Source organism: Dietzia sp. oral taxon 368, from assembly GCF_002999155.1.
Taxonomy (GTDB): domain Bacteria; phylum Actinomycetota; class Actinomycetes; order Mycobacteriales; family Mycobacteriaceae; genus Dietzia; species Dietzia cinnamea.
In genome coordinates this window covers 3,247,138-3,266,399 of record NZ_CP027238.1, presented here as the reverse complement: position 1 = coordinate 3,266,399, position 19,262 = coordinate 3,247,138, and the positions used below count along the sequence as shown (strand labels likewise).

General features: G+C 71.6%; 16 protein-coding genes and 3 tRNA genes. 12 read left to right on the top strand and 7 right to left on the bottom strand.

Features of this window, described 5'->3' with window-relative positions; translation table 11 throughout:
• Nucleotides 1-12 precede the first annotated feature (12 nt).
• A complete protein-coding gene (locus C3V38_RS15295) occupies nt 13-1,485 on the bottom strand; it encodes an NAD(P)/FAD-dependent oxidoreductase (RefSeq protein WP_106386223.1) in 1,473 nt (490 codons plus the stop codon).
• Entirely contained in the window at nt 1,482-2,114 is a 633-nt protein-coding gene (locus tag C3V38_RS15290) for a hypothetical protein (protein ID WP_106386524.1), read from the bottom strand. Before C3V38_RS15290 ends, C3V38_RS15295 begins: the two co-directional genes overlap by 4 nt.
• Before the next feature lie 179 nt (nt 2,115-2,293).
• Here C3V38_RS15290 and serA point away from each other — a divergent pair, with 179 nt between their 5' ends.
• The 5 genes from serA (at nt 2,294) to C3V38_RS15265 (ending at nt 8,429) form a co-directional block, all read left to right on the top strand.
• Entirely contained in the window at nt 2,294-3,886 is a 1,593-nt protein-coding gene (serA, locus tag C3V38_RS15285; RefSeq protein WP_106386222.1) for a phosphoglycerate dehydrogenase, read from the top strand.
• A 26-nt stretch (nt 3,887-3,912) separates the two neighbouring features.
• The gene (locus C3V38_RS15280; RefSeq protein ID WP_106386221.1) at nt 3,913-4,932 is read left to right on the top strand and encodes a 3-isopropylmalate dehydrogenase; all 1,020 of its coding nucleotides are present in this window, start codon (nt 3,913-3,915) and stop codon (nt 4,930-4,932) included.
• A gap of 111 nt (nt 4,933-5,043) precedes the next feature.
• Nucleotides 5,044-6,906: a DUF294 nucleotidyltransferase-like domain-containing protein gene (locus tag C3V38_RS15275; RefSeq protein WP_106386220.1), complete on the top strand. Its 1,863-nt coding sequence runs from the start codon at nt 5,044-5,046 to the stop codon at nt 6,904-6,906.
• Between the two features lie 80 nt (nt 6,907-6,986).
• Nucleotides 6,987-7,625, top strand: a complete 639-nt coding sequence (locus C3V38_RS15270; protein WP_368664642.1) for an exonuclease domain-containing protein — start codon at nt 6,987-6,989, stop codon at nt 7,623-7,625.
• A 9-nt stretch (nt 7,626-7,634) separates the two neighbouring features.
• Nucleotides 7,635-8,429, top strand: coding sequence for a fumarylacetoacetate hydrolase family protein (locus tag C3V38_RS15265; RefSeq protein ID WP_061229712.1), 795 nt, complete (start codon nt 7,635-7,637; stop codon nt 8,427-8,429).
• Nucleotides 8,430-8,500: 71 nt separating this feature from the next.
• Here C3V38_RS15265 and C3V38_RS15260 read toward each other — a convergent pair whose 3' ends face one another.
• Nucleotides 8,501-9,631, bottom strand: coding sequence for an isochorismate synthase MenF (locus C3V38_RS15260; RefSeq protein WP_106386219.1), 1,131 nt, complete (start codon nt 9,629-9,631; stop codon nt 8,501-8,503).
• Between the two features lie 128 nt (nt 9,632-9,759).
• Between C3V38_RS15260 and gltX the strand changes: the two genes are divergently transcribed.
• From gltX to C3V38_RS15245, 3 genes are all read left to right on the top strand, one after another.
• A complete protein-coding gene (gltX, locus tag C3V38_RS15255) occupies nt 9,760-11,244 on the top strand; it encodes a glutamate--tRNA ligase (protein ID WP_106386218.1) in 1,485 nt (494 codons plus the stop codon).
• A 151-nt stretch (nt 11,245-11,395) separates the two neighbouring features.
• A tRNA-Gln gene (locus tag C3V38_RS15250) sits at nt 11,396-11,467 on the top strand.
• 53 nt (nt 11,468-11,520) lie between these two features.
• A tRNA-Glu gene (locus C3V38_RS15245) sits at nt 11,521-11,593 on the top strand.
• A gap of 61 nt (nt 11,594-11,654) precedes the next feature.
• On the opposite strand, the gene C3V38_RS15240 is transcribed toward C3V38_RS15245, so the two are convergent.
• The 3 genes from C3V38_RS15240 to C3V38_RS15230 all read right to left on the bottom strand — a co-directional run bounded on the left by C3V38_RS15240 (nt 11,655) and on the right by C3V38_RS15230 (nt 15,129).
• Nucleotides 11,655-12,635 (bottom strand): acyl-CoA thioesterase, encoded by a 981-nt coding sequence (locus tag C3V38_RS15240; protein ID WP_083961655.1) that lies wholly within the window; start codon nt 12,633-12,635, stop codon nt 11,655-11,657.
• A 171-nt stretch (nt 12,636-12,806) separates the two neighbouring features.
• A complete protein-coding gene (locus C3V38_RS15235; RefSeq protein ID WP_106386217.1) occupies nt 12,807-14,396 on the bottom strand; it encodes an MDR family MFS transporter in 1,590 nt (529 codons plus the stop codon).
• A complete protein-coding gene (locus tag C3V38_RS15230) occupies nt 14,389-15,129 on the bottom strand; it encodes a TetR/AcrR family transcriptional regulator (RefSeq protein WP_106386216.1) in 741 nt (246 codons plus the stop codon). Before C3V38_RS15230 ends, C3V38_RS15235 begins: the two co-directional genes overlap by 8 nt.
• Before the next feature lie 133 nt (nt 15,130-15,262).
• Here C3V38_RS15230 and C3V38_RS15225 point away from each other — a divergent pair.
• Together C3V38_RS15225 and C3V38_RS15220 are read left to right on the top strand one after the other, a co-directional pair.
• Nucleotides 15,263-15,338, top strand: a tRNA-Glu gene (locus tag C3V38_RS15225).
• 71 nt (nt 15,339-15,409) lie between these two features.
• Entirely contained in the window at nt 15,410-16,261 is an 852-nt protein-coding gene (locus C3V38_RS15220) for an ABC transporter substrate-binding protein (RefSeq protein ID WP_106386215.1), read from the top strand.
• Between the two features lie 26 nt (nt 16,262-16,287).
• Here C3V38_RS15220 and C3V38_RS15215 read toward each other — a convergent pair whose 3' ends face one another.
• Nucleotides 16,288-16,989 carry an IclR family transcriptional regulator gene (locus tag C3V38_RS15215; RefSeq protein WP_106386214.1) on the bottom strand — a complete coding sequence of 234 codons (702 nt, stop codon included), beginning with the start codon at nt 16,987-16,989 and terminating at the stop codon, nt 16,288-16,290.
• A gap of 70 nt (nt 16,990-17,059) precedes the next feature.
• On the opposite strand from C3V38_RS15215, the gene leuC reads away from it, so the two are divergent.
• A complete protein-coding gene (gene leuC / locus C3V38_RS15210) occupies nt 17,060-18,526 on the top strand; it encodes a 3-isopropylmalate dehydratase large subunit (RefSeq protein WP_106386213.1) in 1,467 nt (488 codons plus the stop codon).
• A 6-nt stretch (nt 18,527-18,532) separates the two neighbouring features.
• Nucleotides 18,533-19,129, top strand: a complete 597-nt coding sequence (gene leuD, locus C3V38_RS15205) for a 3-isopropylmalate dehydratase small subunit (RefSeq protein ID WP_106386212.1) — start codon at nt 18,533-18,535, stop codon at nt 19,127-19,129.
• Nucleotides 19,130-19,262: the final 133 nt, after the last annotated feature.

Here is a 19,262-nt window from a genome sequence, read left to right as displayed (position 1 = left end):
CCGTCGTGCCGTTCAGTCCCTGAGGATCCGGTCGGCCACGTGCTGTCCGGCCATGCCGTGCACGCCGGGCCCCGGCGGCGTCGAGCCGGAGGCGTGCCAGACGCCGGGCACGCCGGTCGCGAACGGGTCGACCCGCGGCACGGGGCGGGCGACCAGCCCCCGCAGGTCCACGCGGCCCGCCGCGATGTCGCCGCCCGCGTAGTTGGGGTTGTGCTCTCCCATGCGTGATGCGGGGATGCAGCGGGCAGCCACCACCACGTCCCTGACGCCCGGCGCGACCTCCTCCAGTGCGGTGAGCACCTGCTCGGTCTGGTCGCGGTCGGACCAGGCCGGCACGTGTGCGTAGGTCCACAGGGGTCGGCGCCCGTCGGGGGCCACCCGGCCCGGGTCGGTCACCCAGGGCTGCGAGACGAGGATCATGGGGCGCTCGGCGTGACGGCCCGCCGCGACGTCGCGCTCAGCGACGGCGATCTGCTCGGAGTCGCCGCCCAGGTGGACCGTGCCCGCCTCGTGGAGCCGGGGGTCCCGCCAGGGGACCGGACCAGAGAGCACCAGGTCGACCTTGGCGGCCGCGCCACCGATCGGGGCGCGTAGCAGGCGTCGGGCACGACGGGCGATTGCCGGGGAGGGCTCGGAAGCCAGGAGGATCCGGCCGAGGATCCGGGAGGAGGTGTTGAACACCACGTGTCGGGCGTCGAGGCGCGCGAGGGACTCCACCGGGACCCCTGTCCGGATCCGGCCCCCGGCCTCGACCAGGGCCTCGGCCAGCGCGGCGGTGATGGCCCCGCTCCCACCCAGAGGAAGCGCCCACCCGAGCGGGGAGTGCAGCAGCGAGCCGAGTACCAGTCCCACGCCCGTCGCCGCGGGCGAGGACAGGGGGGTGATGGAGTGCGAGGAGATGCTGGACAGCAGCGTCCGCCCGTCCGGTCCGAGCGGATCCGCCACGCCCCCGCGGGGGTGGGCGCGGACGAACGCGCCGGCGAGTGCCGCCGTCGCCGCCACCGGCGGTACCGACCGCTGGTCGGACAGGGCCGTGGCCGCCACGTCAAGGCTGCGGCGCCCCACCGGGCCCATGAGGGATGTCCACGCCTCGGCCTCCGCCCGTGACCCCAGACCCATCGCCAGCGAGTCGGGGGAGGGGTCGGCGGGCACGACGATCGCGTCCCGCCCCGGCAGCGCATGGCCCAGCTGGACCGACGGGGTGACCAGATTGACCCCGTGGGCGGCCAGGTCGAAATCCCGGAAGAACGGGGACGCCCCGGCCATGGGATGGACGGCCGAACAGGGGTCCACGAGCAGGCCCGACCCGAGGTCGTCGGGCATGTCGTCCATGGGCAGGGTGCGGCAGCCCCCGCCGATCGTGTCCTGCGCCTCGAGCACCACCACGTCGCGACCGGCGCGAGCGCACAGCAGGGCGGCAGCCAGGCCGTTCGGGCCGGAGCCCACGACCGCGACGTCGGCGCGGAAGCTCCCCGGCGCGCTCATTCGACTCCCGCTCGAACGACTCCTGCTCTTTCGAACACCGCCAGGCCGTAGGTGCGGCGCAATTGCTCCAGCAGTGCTTCCTGCTCTTCGGCCTGCTCGGCCAACCCCCGTAGGACGCGGCGGGTGGGCGGACCGCCGGCCTCGTCGTCGTCATCGCCGACGTCGTCGTCTCGCGCCGTTCCCGGGCGGTCCGCCACCCAGGACGCGGCGAGCAACTCCCACATGGACCGTTTGGCCACGACCAGGGTGCGCAGCGTCTCGAGCACGCCCAGCCGCGCGAGGGGGTCGGTGATCACCGGGCCCACTGGCAACACCGACAGGCCGATCTCCGAAGACAGGCGCAGCAGCCGCCGGCCCGGGGCACCGACCATCGAGAGTTCGGAGAGCAGACGCGAGGCAACCGCGATCTCCTGCTCGAACTCTTCGCGCAGCGGCACCAGACGCTCACGGTCCGCGGCGTCCACCGCGCTGATGCAGCGGTCCAGCAGGCTGCGACCGACCGCCGCACCGTATAGGTGCACCCGCAGGTAGGTCGCGACCGCCGTCGGGCCGCGAGCCGGGGCCAGTACGGGCAGCCACGGGTCCGGGAGGCGGGTCGGTTGTCGGGTGAGCCTGCGGCTGCGGGACATCGTGGTCCTTCGTCGGGCGTCGGCGGTGGGCAGCGATGGGATGCCGCCACGGTAGGCCCCGGCGCCGCCGGTGGCCACTGGTCGTTCTGTCGTCGGGGCACGGGTCGGCCACTGGTCGGGGGCTCTGAGGCTGTGGCCTAGACTGGCCCTGCCCGTTTTGACACCGAGGAGATCCCACTGTGACAGCATCCGGACGTCCCGTCGTCCTCATCGCCGACAAGCTCGCCCAGTCGACCGTCGACGCGCTCGGCGACGCCGTGGAGGTCCGCTGGGTGGACGGCCCGGATCGTCCGAAGCTCCTCGAGGCCGTCGCCGACGCCGACGCCCTGCTCGTGCGCTCTGCGACGACGGTCGACGCCGAGGTGCTCGCCGCGGCCCCTAACCTCAAGATCATCGGCCGTGCCGGTGTGGGCCTGGACAACGTCGAGATCCCCGCCGCCACCGAGCGCGGCGTCATGGTGGTCAACGCGCCCACCTCCAACATCCACTCGGCCGCCGAGCACGCCGTCGCGCTGCTCATGTCCGCCTGCCGCCAGATCCCCGCCGCCGACGCCACGCTGCGTGAGCACACCTGGAAGCGCAGTTCCTTCAACGGAGTCGAGCTGCTCGGCAAGACCGTCGGAGTCGTGGGCCTGGGCCGCATCGGGCAGCTCGTGGCGCAGCGGCTGGCGGCGTTCGAGACCCACATCATCGCCTACGATCCGTACCTGCCGGCCGCCCGCGCGGCGCAGCTGGGCATCGAACTCGTGGACATCGACGAGTTGGTCTCCCGGTCAGACATCATCACGATGCACCTGCCCAAGACCAAGGAGACCGCCGGTCTGTTCGACGCCGCGCGTCTCGCCCGCGCCAAGGACGGCGTCGTGATCGTCAACGCCGCCCGCGGCGGCCTCATCGTGGAGGACGCCCTCGTCGACGCCCTGAAGTCCGGCAAGGTCCGCGCCGCCGCGCTCGACGTGTTCGACACCGAGCCCTGCACCGACTCGCCACTGTTCGAGCTCGAGAACACCGTCGTCACCCCGCACCTGGGGGCTTCGACCGCAGAGGCCCAGGACCGCGCCGGCACCGACGTCGCGCGGAGCGTCCTGCTCGCGCTCCGCGGCGAGTTCGTCCCCGACGCCGTCAACGTCTCCGGCGGCCCGGTCGGCGACGAGGTCGCCCCCTGGCTGGACCTCGTCCGCAAGATCGGCCTCATCGCCGGCCACCTGTGCCCGGGCGTGCCCACGACCGTCAACGTCGAGGTCGCCGGCGAGCTCGCCGCAGAGCAGGTCGACGTCCTCGGCCTGGCCGCCCTGCGCGGCCTGTTCTCCGCCATCACCGACGAGCCGGCCACGTTCGTCAACGTCGGCCAGATGGCCGAGCAGCGCGGCGTCACCCACTCGGTCGAGACCCGCAGTGAGTCCAAGTCCTACCGCAGCACCGTCACCGTCACGGCCGTCGCCGCCGACGGTTCCACCGGGAAGGTCACCGGGACGCTCTCGGGCCTGGACCAGGTCCAGAAGATCGTCCGGATCAACGAGCGAGGCTTCGATCTGCGCGCGCAGGGTCAGAACCTCTTCGTCCACTACTCCGACCGCCCGGGCGTGCTCGGCAAGGTGGGCTCGATTCTCGGCGGCGAGGGCATCGACATCCAGGCCGCCGCGCTGAGCCAGGACGCCACCGGGGAGGGCGCGTCGCTTATCCTTCGAGTGGACCGTGCGGTCGCCGAGCCGACGATCGACCGGATCGTCTCCGACCTCGGCGCCACCGCCACCCAGATCAACCTCGACTGACGAGCAGCAAAGGAACCCTCACCGTCATGAAGCTCGCAGTCATCCCCGGCGACGGCATCGGCGTCGAGGTCACCGCAGAGGCGCTCAAGGTCCTCCACGCGCTGGTGCCCGACATCTGCACGACCGAGTACGACCTAGGGGCCCGCCGCTACCTGCGCAACGGCGAAACCCTCACCGATGCCGACATCGCCAGCCTCAAGGAACACGACGCAATCCTGCTGGGCGCCATCGGCGACCCGCGCTCCGTGCCGGCCGGTGTGCTCGAACGCGGCATGCTGCTCCCGCTGCGGTTCGCGCTCGACCACCACGTCAACCTCCGGCCCTCACGGCTGTTCCCCGGCTCGGCCACCCCGTTGAAGAACCCCGGCGAGATCGACTTCGTTGTGGTGCGCGAGGGCACCGAGGGCCTCTACACCGGCAACGGTGGCGCGATCCGCGTCGGCACCCCGCAGGAGATCGGGACCGAGACGTCGGTCAACACCCGCTTCGGCGTGGAGCGCGTCGTCCGCGACGCGTTCGCCCGCGCGCAGGTCCGCCGCGGCAAGCTCACGCTGGTCCACAAGACCAACGTGCTGGTCAACGCCGGTGGCCTGTGGCAGCGGACGGTCGACGAGGTCGCGCCCGAGTTCCCGGGTGTCGAGGTGGACTACTGCCACATCGACGCCGCGACCATCTACCTGGTCACCGACCCCGCGCGCTTCGACGTGATCGTCACCGACAACCTCTTCGGCGACATCATCACCGACCTCGCCGCGGCCGTCACCGGCGGGATCGGCACCGCGGCGTCCGGCAACATCGACGCCTCCGGCACCAACCCGTCGATGTTCGAGCCCGTCCACGGTTCGGCTCCGGACATCGCCGGCGAGGGCACGGCCGACCCGACCGCGGCCATCCTGTCGGTGGCCCTACTCCTGCGCCACCTCGGCAAGGAGGACGAGGCCGCGCGCGTCGAGGCCGCCGTCGAGGCGGACCTCGGCTCGCGCGGCGACGCACCCGTCGTCACCTCCGAGGTGGGGGACCGGATCGTCGCCGCGGTCAGCTCCTAGGCCCGGCTTTCTCCCCGGCGTCGGCTCGCCGGACCGTCCCACCCCTCGGCCCGCGGGTGTGAATCGCGTGAAGCGATCACACCGCGGGCCGCCAGCGTCCACAGTAGAGGCGTGGACGTGGAACTGGCCGAGGTGCGCGACTTCCTCGCACGCTGTGCGCCGTTCGACGGTCTCCCGTCGGAGCAACTCGACCGACTTCCCGCCCTGCTGTCCCAGCGCTACCATCGCCGCGGCTCGGTGATCATCGAACCGGGGACGCCGAACGACTACCTTCACATCATCCGGACCGGCGCCGTCGAGGTGTGCGATCCCGACGGCACCCTGCTGGACGCGCGCGACGAGGGCGACTGTTTCGGCTACTCGACCCTCACCGAGTCCCGCCTGTCGCGCTACCTCATGGTGGCCACGGCGGACACCCTGCTCCTCGAGATGTCCCGCGAGGTGTTCGACGAGCTGGCCGCCGGGCATCCCGCCTTGCGCGCCTTCTTCGGCGCGCGTAACGACCGGATCCGCCAGGATCTGGCATCCGCCCGCGCCGCCGCGGCCGGAGGGGACGCCCTCGGCACGCCGGTGGGGGAGCTACTCACGCGGGACGCCGTCACCGTGGGGCCCGACACCCCCATCCGGAAGGCCGCACAGCTCATGACGGTCGAGCGGGTGTCGGCGCTCGCGGTGGTCGAGGCCGGGCGTGTGGTGGGAATCTTCACCGACCGCGATCTCCGCACGAAGGTCGTCGCCGCCGGCGGGGACCCCGAGGCTCCGGTGTCGACCATCATGACCCGCGACCCGGTGACGGTGGACGCCCGCACCCGGGCGTTCGACGCCACGCTGCTTCAGATGGAGCGCGGGGTCCACCATCTACCGGTGTGCCAGGACGGGGCGCCGATGGGGATGGTCACCACGGGCGACCTGCTCCGGCTCGCCCAGGCCGACCCCGTCTACCTGGCCGCGCGGATCTCCCGCGCCCCGGACGCCGACACGGTCGCCCGGCTGGCGGAGCGGCTCCTGCCGCTGATCGGTGAATTCGTGCGGCGCGGGACCGCACCCCAGGACATCGGGCGCGTCATCACCGCCACCGCCGACGCCGCCACCCGGAGACTGCTCGGCCTGGCCGAGGCCGACCTCGGACCGCCGCCCGCCGCCTACTGTTGGGTCGGTCTCGGCTCGCAGGCCCGCGGCGAACTCGGTGCGTCCAGCGACCAGGACAACGCCCTGATCCTCGACGACGCCGCCGACTCGGTCGCGGGCGCCCACGACTACTTCGCCGCACTCGCCGACCGGGTCTGCGACGGCCTGGACCGGGCGGGCTTCCCGCGGTGCCCGGGCGACGTGATGGCGAGCAACCCGCAGTGGCGGCGCACCGCGTCCGACTGGGAACGACGGGTGCGGGACTGGGTGGGCGCGCCCGACCCCGACGCCGTCTTGCACAGCCAGGTGTTCTTCGACATCCGCGCCGTCCACGGGTCCGGGCGACTGGTGGACCGGGTCCGCCGCGAGATGCTCTCCAGGCCCCGGGGGAGCCGACGGTTCCTCGCCCACCTGGCCCGGATCGCCTGCGAGTGGCAACCGCCTCTCGGGTTCTTCCGGGGACTCGTGGTCGCGCGCCGGGGGGAGTACCGCAACACGCTGGACATCAAGGCGGGCGGCATCGCGCCCGTCGTCCAGATCGCCCGGCTGCACGCGCTGTCGGCGGGGCTGCCGGAGGTCTCCACGCTGGGCCGACTCGAGGCCGCGGCGGCCGCAGGGGTGATCGCCCGGACGGATGCCGAGAACCTGTCCGGCGCGATCCGATTCCTCAGGGGTCTGGCCTACCGGCACCATGCGCGCCAGATCGCCGACGGGATCGAGTTGGACAACCACGTCGACCCGTCGATCCTCGGCACGATGGACCGGCACCGCTTGCGGGCGGCGTTCCGCATCATCGCGGCCGCGCAGTCCGCGTTGGCCATCCAGTACCGGGTCGGGCAGATGTGACGGGACTGGGCAGACTGACGACGGCCGCCCGTCGGCGGCGCGCGGCGCGCCGGGTGCCCGACGGCCCGCTAGGCACCTTCTTGCGGACACCGCCGCCGGGCGCCGCCACACCGCTGGACGAGGTTCGGTTGTTGGCCGTGGACGTGGAGACGACGGGCCTCGACCCGCGGCGGGACCGCGTCGTGTCGGTAGGATTCGTGCCGGTCGACGGGGACCGGATCGTGCTGGGCGGGGCCGGGTCGATGCTGCTGCGGCCGGACGACCGGCCGGGGGACGACGGCGGGGTGGGCCAGAGCGCTACCGTGCACGGCCTCACAGACGACGACGTGGCGCACGGGGACGCGATCGCAGAGGTGCTCGACCGGGTGCTCGCCGCCCTGACCGGACGTGTCCTGCTGGCGCACTACAGCATGATCGAGGTGGACTTCCTCGGCGCGCTGTGTAAGCGCGTGTACGGCGTGTGCCCGCCGCTGGAGGCCGTCGACACGCTCGAGCTGCAGCGACGGATTTCCGGCGGAGGGATCGACATGGGGTTCACGGCGGATCCCTCGCCCGACGAGCTGCGCCTGTGGGGTGCCCGGGGACGCTACGGGCTTCCCCGGTACCGCGCGCACGACGCGGCCGTCGACGCGCTCGCCTGCGCTGAGCTGTACCTCGCACAGGTGGCCGAGCTCCGCGACCGTGGGGCACGCGTCCTACGTGACCTCCGTACGCCCTAGGATCGCGGTATGCGTCTCGCCCGTATCGCCCATCCGCAGGGGTTCGCCTTCGTCGAGGTCCGTGGGGACATCGCCGACCCCTCCTCGCTGACCTGTGCCGAGATCTCCGAGCACCCGTTCGGTACCCCCGAGTTCACCGGCCGGGAGTGGCCGCTGGCCGACGTGCGTCTCCTCGCGCCCATCCTGGCGTCGAAGATCGTGTGCGTCGGCAAGAACTATGCTGACCACGCCGAGGAGATGGGATCGCCGGCGCCCGCCGAGCCGTTGATCTTCCTCAAGCCCAACACCTCGGTCGTCGGCCCCGAGGCGGCCATCGCGTACCCGCCGAGCTCCGAGCGGGTCGACCACGAGGGCGAGCTCGCCGTCGTGATCGGGCAGCCGTGCCGCGACGTCGCCGCCGCCCGCGCGCACGAGGTCATCCTTGGCTACACCTGCGCGAACGACGTCACCGCGCGCGACCAGCAGCTCTCCGACGGACAGTGGACGCGGGGCAAGGGCTACGACACCTTCTGCCCGCTCGGTCCGTGGATCGTCACCGACCTCGACCCCAACGGACTCGACGTCCGCACCACCCTCACGCACGAGGACGGGACCAGCGAGCTGCGCCAGGACGGCAACACTTCACAGTTCATGCACACCGTGGGCGAGATCATCGAGTACGTCAGCCGGGTCATGACCCTGTTGCCCGGGGACGTCATCCTCACCGGCACCCCGGCAGGCGTCGGGGCGATGCTGCCCGGTGACCGCGTCACCGTGGAGATCGAGGGCATCGGTGCGCTGACCAACCCGGTCGTCGACAGGTAGCCCACCCGCGTGCCGCCGGGCTCCACCCCGGCGGCCTAGGCTGCGCCGGGGCGGGCCCGGCCTCCGGTGGCCTACGCGGCGCCGACCGCCCGCAGGACTGTCCGCAGCTTGGCCCCGGTCTCCGCTACCTCGTCGTCGGGCTGGGAGTCGGAGACGAGCCCGCCCCCGGCCCAGGCGACGGCCCCGGCGCGGTCCGCGTCGATCTCGACGCACCGGATGGTGACCATCCAGTCGCCGTCACCGCCGGAGTCGGACCACCCGACCGCACCTGCGTAGAACCCCCGGTCGCCCTCGATCCCCGCGATGAGGCGGCGGGCCGCGTCCGTCGGCGTCCCGCACACCGCGGGGGTGGGGTGGACGGCCAGGGCCAGGTCCAGAGCGGTGGTCCTGGGGTCGGCGATGCGCCCCCGGATCCGGGTCCCGAGGTGCCACATCTCCCGGGTCGACGTCAACGAAGGGTGCTCGGGGATCTCCAGGTCGGTGCACACCGGCCCGAGTGACCGAGCCAGCGAGTCCACGACGAAGGCGTGCTCGGAGGCATCCTTCCCGGAGGCCCGCAGCGCGCGGCCCGCGGCCTGGTCGGCGGCGGGGTCAGCGGAACGGGGCGCGGATCCGGCCAACGGGTGGCACTCCACCAGGTCACCCCGGCGACGGACGAGCAATTCGGGACTGGAACCCACCAGGACGCGGCCCGAGTAGCGACCGCCGGCGGGGGAGAGGTCGACGAGATACCCGTCGGCCGAGGGGCTCGAGTCGATGAGGGCGGCGCACACCGCGTGGGGATCGATCGGCTCGTCCGCCGCCAGTCGCACCGCGCGGGCCAACACCACCTTGTCGAATTCACCGGCGCGCACGCCCGCGATCGCGGTCGCGACACGCGCCCGGTGCTCTGCCGCCGTGGGCATCTCCTCGGCGATGTGGGCGCGGGTCCGCATCGCGCGGAAATACGCAGGCGGCTCGAGCGGGCCGTCGGTGCGCACCACGACGTCGGGCTCCACGAGCGCGGCCGGTGCGTCCGGCTCGAAACCGATCGCACCCACCACGAGTCCGCAGGAGCCCGAACGAAGGGCCAGTGCGGCGTCGGCGGGATCGGTGAACGCGGCGAGGGCGCCCTGCGTGCGCAGCGAGCCGGTCGGCCGCGAGAGCAGGAAGTCCGGGGCTGTGACTGGTCGTCCGACGTCGGGGTGGAGCCCTGACGCCACGGCTCGCCTCCCTCGACTCGGTTCGGTCCGTGGGGCGCCGTCCTGCAGGCGCCTGCCACGGGTACCCGCTGATCCTAGGCCGGTCCTCGACGGGGGTGCGAGCCGGGACCGTCTCTAGGATGGGCCTCATGACAGCCTCCGATGTCCGCGTCCGCTTCTGTCCGTCGCCAACCGGCACACCCCACGTGGGGCTCGTGCGGACGGCACTGTTCAACTGGGCGCACGCCCGGCACATGGGTGGGACGTTCGTCTTCCGGATCGAGGACACCGACGCCGCGCGCGACTCCGAGGAGTCCTACCAGGCGATCCTCGACGCGCTGCGGTGGCTCGGATTGGACTGGGACGAGGGGCCCGAGGTCGGCGGTCCGTACGCGCCGTACCGCCAGTCGGAGCGGCGTGAGCTGCACATCGACGTGGTGCGCCGGCTCATCGATGCGGGGGAGGCCTACGAGTCCTTCTCCACCCCCGAGGAGGTAGAGGCCCGGCACCGGGCGGCCGGACGCGACCCCAAGCTCGGCTACGACGGGTACGACCGCGACCTCACCGAGGAGCAGAAGCAGGCCTTCCGCGACGAGGGTCGCGGAGCGGTGATCCGCCTGCGGATGCCGGAGGAGGACCTGTCCTGGAACGACCTCGTCCGCGGCGAGACGACCTTCAAGGCCGGCACGGTCCCCGACTTCGCGCTCACCCGCGCCAACGGGATCCCGCTCTACACGCTGGTCAACCCCGTCGACGACGCCCTCATGAAGATCACGCACGTCCTGCGCGGCGAGGACCTGCTCAGCTCCACCCCGCGGCAGATCGCCCTGTACCGCGCCCTCGAGCGCATCGGCGTGGCCGACGGTGTGCCCGAGTTCGGTCACCTGCCGTTCGTCATGGGTGAGGGCAACAAGAAGCTCTCGAAACGCGACCCCGAGTCGGACCTCTTCCTGCACCGGGACCGAGGCATGCTGCCCGAGGGCCTGCTCAATTACCTGGCGCTGCTCGGGTGGGGCCTGTCAGAGGACCGCGACGTGTTCTCACTCCAGGAGATGGTCGACGCCTTCGACGTCCGGCAGGTCAACGCGAACCCGGCCCGCTTCGACCAGAAGAAGGCCGACGCGATCAACGCCGAGCACATCCGGCAGCTGCCGACCGACGAGTTCGCACGGCGTCTGCGCGAGTACCTCGTCGCCCACCCGGCCCAGGACGGACTGACGCTGCCGGAGGACTTCGACCAGCAACGGTGGGCGGTCGTGGCGGAGTTGCTACAGACCCGCATCGTGGTTCTGTCGGACGCCTGGAAGCTGATCCGCTTCCTGCTGGTGGACGAGTCGGAGTTCACGGTGGACCCGCAGTCCGCGGCCAAGAACCTCAAGCCCGGGTCGCGTGAGGTCGTCGACGCGGCGATCGCCGCCCTCGGCTCTCTCGAGAAGTGGACGACGCCCGCCATCGAGGCCGCGCTGTCCGGGGCCCTAGTGGACGGCCTGGGCATCAAGCCGCGCAAGGCCTACGGCCCGGTCCGGGTGGCGGTGACGGGTTCGCACATCTCGCCCCCGCTGTTCGAGTCCATCGAGCTGCTCGGCCGTGAGGCGACGCTGTCCCGTCTCCGCTCGGCACCGGTCGCCGGCTGATGAGAGCGGCCGCGCCCGTCGACGGATGACGGGCGTGGCCGAATCCAGCCGTCGGAGAAACGAGGCCACTGACCAGGCGATTTGCTATTCACCCACAGAGGTTTGGTAGTCTCTTCGAGGTCGCTGAAGAGCGGCGGAGAAGTGAAAATAGTGGCCTATGGTGTAATTGGCAACACAGCTGATTCTGGTTCAGCCGTTCTAGGTTCGAGTCCTGGTAGGCCAGCGGAGTGCTCCACGCGAGTGCTCACAGCGGATCCCCTGTGGATCCGTGTCCTAGCCCCCGTCGTCTAGCGGCCTAGGACGCCGCCCTCTCACGGCGGTAGCGTGGGTTCGAATCCCATCGGGGGTACACCGTGACGACGCCCGGAGCACATCGCTCCGGGCGTCTTCCGCATTTCGGGCGGCATCGCTCAGCTCGAGGCGGGCGCCCGCCTCGAGGACCGTCCCCGCGCCCGCAGCCGGACGAGGTCGCGTGCGTGGGCGTCCAGGGCGTGGTCCTCGGCGGACACGGGGGACCACCGTGCGACCGGGGTGGGGCGCCCGTCCGCGCCCAGGGCGGCGCAGACGGTGAGGCAGTGCGTGCTGAGCGTGCGGGCGGACGAGGTGGCCGCCCCGGAGCGCACGTGCACGGAGACGTGCATGGTCTCGTGGCCGGTGTGCAGCAGGCGGGCCTCCACCTCCACCACGTCCCCGATCCGTACCGGATGGTAGAAGCGCACCCCGCCCGCGTACACCGAGGTGCACGGGGTACCCGACCACTGGGCCGCGCACAGGTTCGCCGCGTCGTCGATCCACGCCATGATCCGTCCACCGTGGGCGTTGCCTCCCCAGTTGACGTCCGAGGGGGCGGCGAGCAGGCGCAGCGTCGATCGCGGGGCGGTGCCGGCCTCGGAGTAGACCTGCTGCGCCATCGCGCGCTCGATGTCCTTGCGCAGCCCGATGCGCATGACCGCCTCGTCGGACTCGTGGATCTCCAGGCTCGAGGCGGGCCGCCAGGCGGGGACCGGGGTGGGCGCGCCGTCGCGGACGGCGATGAAGACGACCAGGCACTCGGCGCAGTGCCGGTACCCGGGGCGTGCGGGATCGCAGGCGCGGACGTCGCACTGGATGTGCATGGAGGAGGTGCCCGTGTGCACGAGCCGGGCGGACACCTCCACGAGGTCCCCGGAGGCGATCGGGCGGGAGAAACGGACGTTGCCGACGTAGGCCGTGACGGCGTACCCACCCGACCATCCCGCGGCCAGCGCGTAGGCGGCCTTGTCGATCCACTCGAGGATGCGGCCGGTATGGACCTGGGTACCCGTCCCGACGTCGGTCGGGGCGGCCAGGAACCGCAGCACGGTCTGGTGGGAGGCGGTGTGGTCGGGAGCGGTGAGGTGAGGCGTGGTCACTCGTCGGACGCTAGTGACGCCGCGTGACGGGGCCGTGTGTCGTGCGTACGGATCCCGTGTCGGACTCCTCACCCCCGCGCCGGCGCGCGGTGAGCGCGGGCACGGGGGTGAGGGGGTGAGGGCGGCGGACCGCGGCCGAAGGGCGCACCGATGGGCGCGCCTCGTGGACGGTCAGTCGACCGTCTCCTTGAGGGTGTCCTCGCGGACGAACAGCAGCAGCACGGTCGCGACGAGGATGAGCGGGACGACGATGTGGTAGATCGGCACCAGGGCGTCGTTGTACGCCCCGACGATCGCGTCGTGCAGGGGACCCGGCAGCCCGGCCAGGATCTCCGGGCTCATGGAGTTTGCACCCGCCCCGTGGGCGAAGGTCTCGGCGACCCGGGCGCCCTCGGGTCCGAGCTGGGCCGCCGCGGCGGGGATGCGCTCGCTCATGAGATCGGCGAGCCGACTGACGAACAGCGAACCGACGATGGCCGAACCCATCGTGCCGCCGATCTGGCGGAAGAAGTTGTTGGACGCGGTCGCGGTGCCGACCATGGTGATGGGGAACGCGTTCTGGACGATCAGCACGAGCAGCTGCATGCACAGGCCGAGCCCGAAACCGAACACGAAGAGAACCACGCCCAGGTGGACAAGGGTGTCACCGGCCCGCAGCGAGCCGATGAACCAGAGCCCGACGGCCATGATGAGAGTGCCGACGACGGGGTACCACTTGTAGCGGCCGGTTCGGCTGACGATGTTGCCGACGACGATGGACGTGCCCATCATGCCGATCATCATGGGGATCATCATGAGGCCGGCCGCGGTGGGGCCGAGACCGTGGACCATCTGGATGTACGTGGGCAGGTAGGCCATGCACCCGAACATCGCTACGCCGATCAGGAGCCCGGCGGCGGTCGAGACCGAGAAGTTGCGCTCGGCGAACAGCGTCATCGGGATCAGCGGGTGAGGGGAACGACGCTCTACCCGGACGAAGGCCACGGCGCACACGAGGAACAGCGCGCCCATGCCGAGGATGACCGGGTCGGTCCAGTCGTAGCGGTTGCCGCCCCACGACGAGAGAAGGATGAGTGCGGTGGTGCCGATGGCCATGAGCACCGTGCCGGGCCAGTCGGTGCGGCGTCCGCTCCCGCGGTTGGGCAGGCGCAGCCAGACGACGGCCACGACGAGGGCGATCAGGCACACCGGGAGGTTGAACCACAGCGCCCACCGCCAGCCGGGCCCCTCGGTGAAGAATCCGCCGAGGAGCGGGCCGAGGACGGACGACAGCCCGAAGACGGCGCCCATGACGCCCATGTACCGTCCGCGCTGTCGGGCGGGGACGACGTCGGCGACGATGGCCTGGGACAGGACCATGAGGCCGCCGCCGCCGAGACCCTGGACGGCACGGGCGGCGATGAGCAGGTCGATGTTCGAGGCGAGAGCGCCGAGTAGCGAACCGGCCGAGAACAGCAGGATGGCGGCGACGAACAGCGGCTTGCGGCCGATCTGGTCCCCGAGCTTGCCGTACACGGGCAGGCCGATCGTCATGGTGAGCAGGTAGACGGTGATGACCCAGCTCATGCGGTCGACGCCGCCGAGGTCGGCGACGATCGTGGGCAGCGCGGTGGCGAAGATCATCTGCCCCAGGGACACGATGAGCATCCCCAGCAGCAGCGAAGTGAACACCAGCGGGACGTTGTGCGGCGTCGGCGCCGGGGTAAGGGGGCGCTCGGCACCGGGCGGAGCCGCGGTGGTGCGGATGTCAGTCTCACTCATGCGGGATCCCGTCGGTGGTGATGGCGGTGGAGGAGGGCTCGCCGACGAGCACGGCGAGCTGGCGCAGGGCTGTGGCGCAGTCGGCGTGGAGGTCGTCGAAGGAGGCGGAGTCGCGGTTCAGCCAGGTGGCCATGCCGAGGTTCCCCGAGGCGGCGACGAGCGCGACGCACGCGCGTGCCTCGGCCTCGGCGCTCACCCCGGGCAGTCGGCGCAGCCGCGGATGCCGGTCGAGGTGGCGGGACACGAGGTCCACGAGCTCGATCTGGAACCGGTACGAGGCGGTCATCCGCGCAGCACCGAGCTGCGGCTCGGCCCGGAAGATGTCACGCCGGCGTTGGACGAGCATGGCTGTCTGCTCCCTGTCCGCGATGCGGGCGGCGGCGAAGCCTGCGAGGAAGACCCGCATCAGCGCGCGGGGGACGTCTGGATCGACCCGGTCGAGGAACTCCTCGCGCTCGGCCTCGGGGACGTCCTGTGGGGTGGCGCCGATGACCGCGGCCTCCTTGGAGGCGACGTAGTTGAAGAACGTGCGTTTGGAGACCTCGGCGGCCGCGCAGATCTGGTCGACCGTCACCGCGTCATACCCGTGCTCGAGGACCAGCGCGGTGGCGACGTCCTCGATGGCGAGGAGGGTCGCGCGGCGCTTCCGGTCGCGCAGAGAGTCGTCACGCGGGGCGTCCGCACGAGGGGGCACGTCGTGTGTCCGCAGGGAGGTGTCGGGGGGAGAGCTCACGGAGGAATCCTAACGGAATAAGTATACCGAGTGCATCTTTGCACCGGGTGAAGTTTGTTGTGCGCCACGACGTGGTTCCGCCGATTTGGTTCCGCGTCCACGTGTCGGCTACTGTGATGGAGCAGCGAGCAAGGCCCCCGTCGTCTAGCGGCCTAGGACGCCGCCCTCTCACGGCGGTAGCGTGGGTTCGAATCCCATCGGGGGTACCAGGCAGAACGTCCCGGTTCGTCACTGACGAGCCGGGACGTCCTGCATTTCGAGCGCGTGCGAAGATCACCACGTGACCTCGCGCCGTGACCTGTTCCGCCTCGCCGTCGGGGCCGGGCTGTCCCTCACCGCCCTGGGTGCGTGCGGCGCGGAGAAGGGGGCGACGACGAGTCCGTCCGCTCCGCCGACCGACCCGCTCGCCCCGCCGGAACCGGTCAGGACACCCACGCCGGACGCGCCGCCGCGTCGTCTCATCGCGCTCTCCTCGGCCGATCTCGACGTCCTGCACGCGCTCGACCTCGAGCCGGAGGCCGCGTGGGCGGTCGACGGCACGGGACCGCGGCCGTGGCGTGGGCGGCCGGCCCCGCCGCGCCCGGAATGGGACGGCCCGGGGCTGCCCAGTCTGCGGTCCCTGCTGCCGTTCGGTGTCGACGCCTTCGTCCTGGCCGCCGCGGACGTCACCGGCGACCAGCTACGTGGGTACGAGCGCCTGGCGACCGTGATCGTCGACCCTCGGGGGCGACCGGGCTGGCGGGACCACCTCGGCCTCGTGGCCGACGCCCTCCACCGCGACCCCGGACCGCCGATCGCCACCGCCGAGGAGGCGCTCGACGTGTGGGCCCGGGGTCAGCGGCGTCTCGGGGTCGAGGCCCTCGCCGTCGTCGTGGGAACCGGCGCCCGACCCGACACCCCCGTCGCCACCCTCGCGGCGGACTCGCCGCTCGGCGCGGAGATCCGCGCCCTGGGATTCGAGGTGGACGCGCGGGCCGAGCCCCGGCCGTACCGCGAGCTGCGGCGTCCGGGAGTCCAGGTGGCGCGGGTCGACCCCCGCGACGACGACCTCGTGGCAGCCGTGCGCCAGCCCAGTGCCACGAGCCTGCCGTGGGTACTGGACAGGCTCGTTCGCGGGCGACGGCCCGCCTGAGGTCGGCCGCGTGCCGGTAGGCCGCCCTACAGCCGCTTGTGGATCGCGTCCGCCGCGGCGAGCAGGTCGGCGGCCCACTTCGCGCCCGGCCGTCGGCCGATGCGGTCCACCGGCCCGGAGACCGAGATCGCCGCGACCACGGTGCCCGTCGAGTCCCGGATGGGCGCGGATATCGAGGCCACGCCCGCCTCCCGCTCGGCGACGGACTGCGCCCAGCCACGCCGGCGGACCTCCGTCAGCTGGCGATCGGTGTACGTGGCGTCGGTCAGCAGGGTGCGCTGCGTGGCCGGGTCGGCCCACGCGGCGAGAACCTTGGCCCCCGAACCACGGTTCATGGGCAGAACCGCGCCGACGGGCACCGTGTCGCGCAGGCCGGTCGGCGGCTCGGCCGAGGCCACGCAGATGCGGCGGTCGCCGTCCCGGCGGTAGACCTGAACGCTCTCCTCGGTGATCTCACGCAGCCGCGGCAGAACCGAGGATGCGGCGTCGGCGAGAGAGTCGGAGACGTGGGCCGCGAGCTTGGCCAGGCCGGGCCCGAGGCTCCACACCCCGGCGTCGTCGCGGGACAGCAGTTGATGGATCTCCAGGCCCACCGCGAGGCGGTGCGCGGTGGCGCGCGGCAGTCCCGTCCGCTCGCAGAGGTCGGCCAGGACGCAGGGCTGTTCGGCCACCGCGTGCAGCACCGTCATGGCTTTGTCGAGGACCCCGATCCCGCTATACTGTCTCACAGTTCGACTATATCGTCCTACATGGTGAGAATCCATCCAAGGCTCATCCGGGACGTGGACTGGAGGCGTGATGACTGAGACCGTGACCGGCGGAACGCGACCGCGGACCCTGGCCGAGAAGGTCTGGGACGACCACGTGGTGGTCAGCGGAGAGGGTGAGGGCGAGTCCCGGGGGCCCGACCTCATCTTCATCGACCTCCACCTCATCCACGAGGTCACCAGCCCCCAGGCTTTCGACGGACTCCGCCTGGCCGGCCGTCAGCTCCGCCGTCCGGACCTCACCCTGGCCACCGAGGACCACAACGTGCCGACCGACATCGTCGGCGGCGCCGTCAACCTCATCGCGGACCAGACCTCGCGCGTCCAGATCGAGACCCTGCGCCGCAACTGCGAGGAGTTCGGGGTCCGCCTGTACCCGATGGGCGACCTCGACCAGGGGATCGTCCACGTCGTGGGCCCCCAGCTGGGCCTGACGCAGCCGGGCATGACGGTGGTGTGCGGCGACTCCCACACGTCCACCCACGGGGCGTTCGGGTCCATCGCCATGGGTATCGGCACCTCCGAGGTCGAGCACGTCATGGCCACCCAGACGCTCAGCCTGCGCCCGTTCAAGACGATGGCCGTGACCGTCACCGGCGAGCTGCAGCCCGGGGTGACGGGCAAGGACCTCATCCTCGCCGTCATCGCCCAGATCGGTACCGGCGGGGGGCAGGGCTACATCATCGAGTACCGCGGCGAGGCCATCGAGAAACTCTCGATGGAGGCCCGGATGACCGTCTGCAACATGAGCATCGAGGCCGGCGCGCGGGCGGGCATGATCGCGCCCGACCAGACCACCTACGACTACCTCCGCGGCCGTCCGCACGCGCCCAGGGGCGACGAGTGGGACGAGGCAGTGCGGTACTGGGACAGCCTGCGCACCGACGACGACGCGGTCTTCGACGCCGAGGTCGTGATCGACGGCTCGGCGCTCACCCCGTTCGTCACCTGGGGCACCAACCCGGGTCAGGGTGTCCCGCTGGGCGCGTCCGTGCCGCACCCGGAGTCGTTCACCGACGAGAGCGCGCGTATCGCCGCCGAGAGCGCCCTGGAGTACATGGACCTGCGGGCCGGCACCCCCATGCGCGAGGTGCCCGTCGACGTCGTGTTCGTCGGGTCGTGCACCAACGGCCGTATCGAGGATCTGCGCACCGTCGCCGAGGTCATCGACGGGCAGAGGATCGCCGACGGTGTGCGGATGCTCGTCGTGCCGGGTTCCATGCGCGTGCGCCAGCAGGCCGAGCAAGAGGGCCTGGACCGGGTGTTCACCGAGTTCGGCGCCGAGTGGCGCCAGCCGGGCTGCTCCATGTGCCTGGGCATGAACCCCGACTCGCTGCTGCCCGGCCAGCGGTGCGCGTCCACCTCCAACCGCAACTTCGAGGGGCGCCAGGGCAAGGGGGCGCGCACCCACCTGGTCAGCCCGTCGGTCGCCGCGGCGACCGCGGTGCTCGGGCACCTCGCCTCACCCGTCGATCTCGAGCCCGAGAAGGGGGCCTGACAACCCATGGAGCCGATCACCACCCACACCGGCATCGGCGCCCCGCTGCGCCGCTCCAACGTGGACACCGACCAGATCATCCCCGCCGAGTACCTCAAGCGCGTCACGCGCACGGGCTTCGAGGACGGCCTGTTCTCCTCCTGGCGGGCGAACGAGCCGGACTTCGTCCTCAACCGCGCGCCGTACGACCGTGCCTCCGTCCTGGTCGCCGGACCGGACTTCGGGACGGGCTCGTCGCGGGAGCACGCGGTGTGGGCCCTCATGGACTTCGGCTTCCGCGTGGTCGTCTCGTCGCGCTTCGCCGACATCTTCCGAGGCAACTCGGGTAAGTCCGGCCTCGTGGCCGCCCGGGTCGAACAGGAGAACGTCGAGCTCCTGTGGAAAGTGATGGACGAGCGACCGGGTGTCGAGCTCACCGTGGATCTGGTCACCCGTACGATCACCGCGGGCGATGTCACCGTACCGTTCGACATCGACGACTACACACGCTGGCGGCTCATGGAGGGTCTCGACGACATCGGCCTCACGCTGCGGCGCGCCGACGATATCGAGGCGTTCGAGAGCCGGCGGCCGGCGTTCAAACCGGTCACCACCCCCCGCTGATCGACGCGCGTAGAGAGTTCACGGAGTCACCTTCGTATTGTCCCCCGTCTGGCCTGGCTGTGTGAGTATGCTTATATTCATTCCGTGTGGTTGCGAAAGCCGCGGGCGCATACTCACCCGAAGGGGGATCCTC

Coding starts and splice junctions, on each gene's coding strand:
- C3V38_RS15280 (WP_106386221.1), top strand. CDS start 3,913: ATGAAGCTCGCAGTCATCCCCGGCGACGGCATCGGCGTCGAGGTCACC.
- C3V38_RS15265 (WP_061229712.1), top strand. CDS start 7,635: ATGCGTCTCGCCCGTATCGCCCATCCGCAGGGGTTCGCCTTCGTCGAG.
- C3V38_RS15290 (WP_106386524.1), bottom strand. CDS start 2,114: ATGTCCCGCAGCCGCAGGCTCACCCGACAACCGACCCGCCTCCCGGAC.
- gltX (WP_106386218.1), top strand. CDS start 9,760: ATGACAGCCTCCGATGTCCGCGTCCGCTTCTGTCCGTCGCCAACCGGC.
- C3V38_RS15235 (WP_106386217.1), bottom strand. CDS start 14,396: ATGAGTGAGACTGACATCCGCACCACCGCGGCTCCGCCCGGTGCCGAG.
- C3V38_RS15295 (WP_106386223.1), bottom strand. CDS start 1,485: ATGAGCGCGCCGGGGAGCTTCCGCGCCGACGTCGCGGTCGTGGGCTCC.
- leuD (WP_106386212.1), top strand. CDS start 18,533: ATGGAGCCGATCACCACCCACACCGGCATCGGCGCCCCGCTGCGCCGC.
- leuC (WP_106386213.1), top strand. CDS start 17,060: ATGACTGAGACCGTGACCGGCGGAACGCGACCGCGGACCCTGGCCGAG.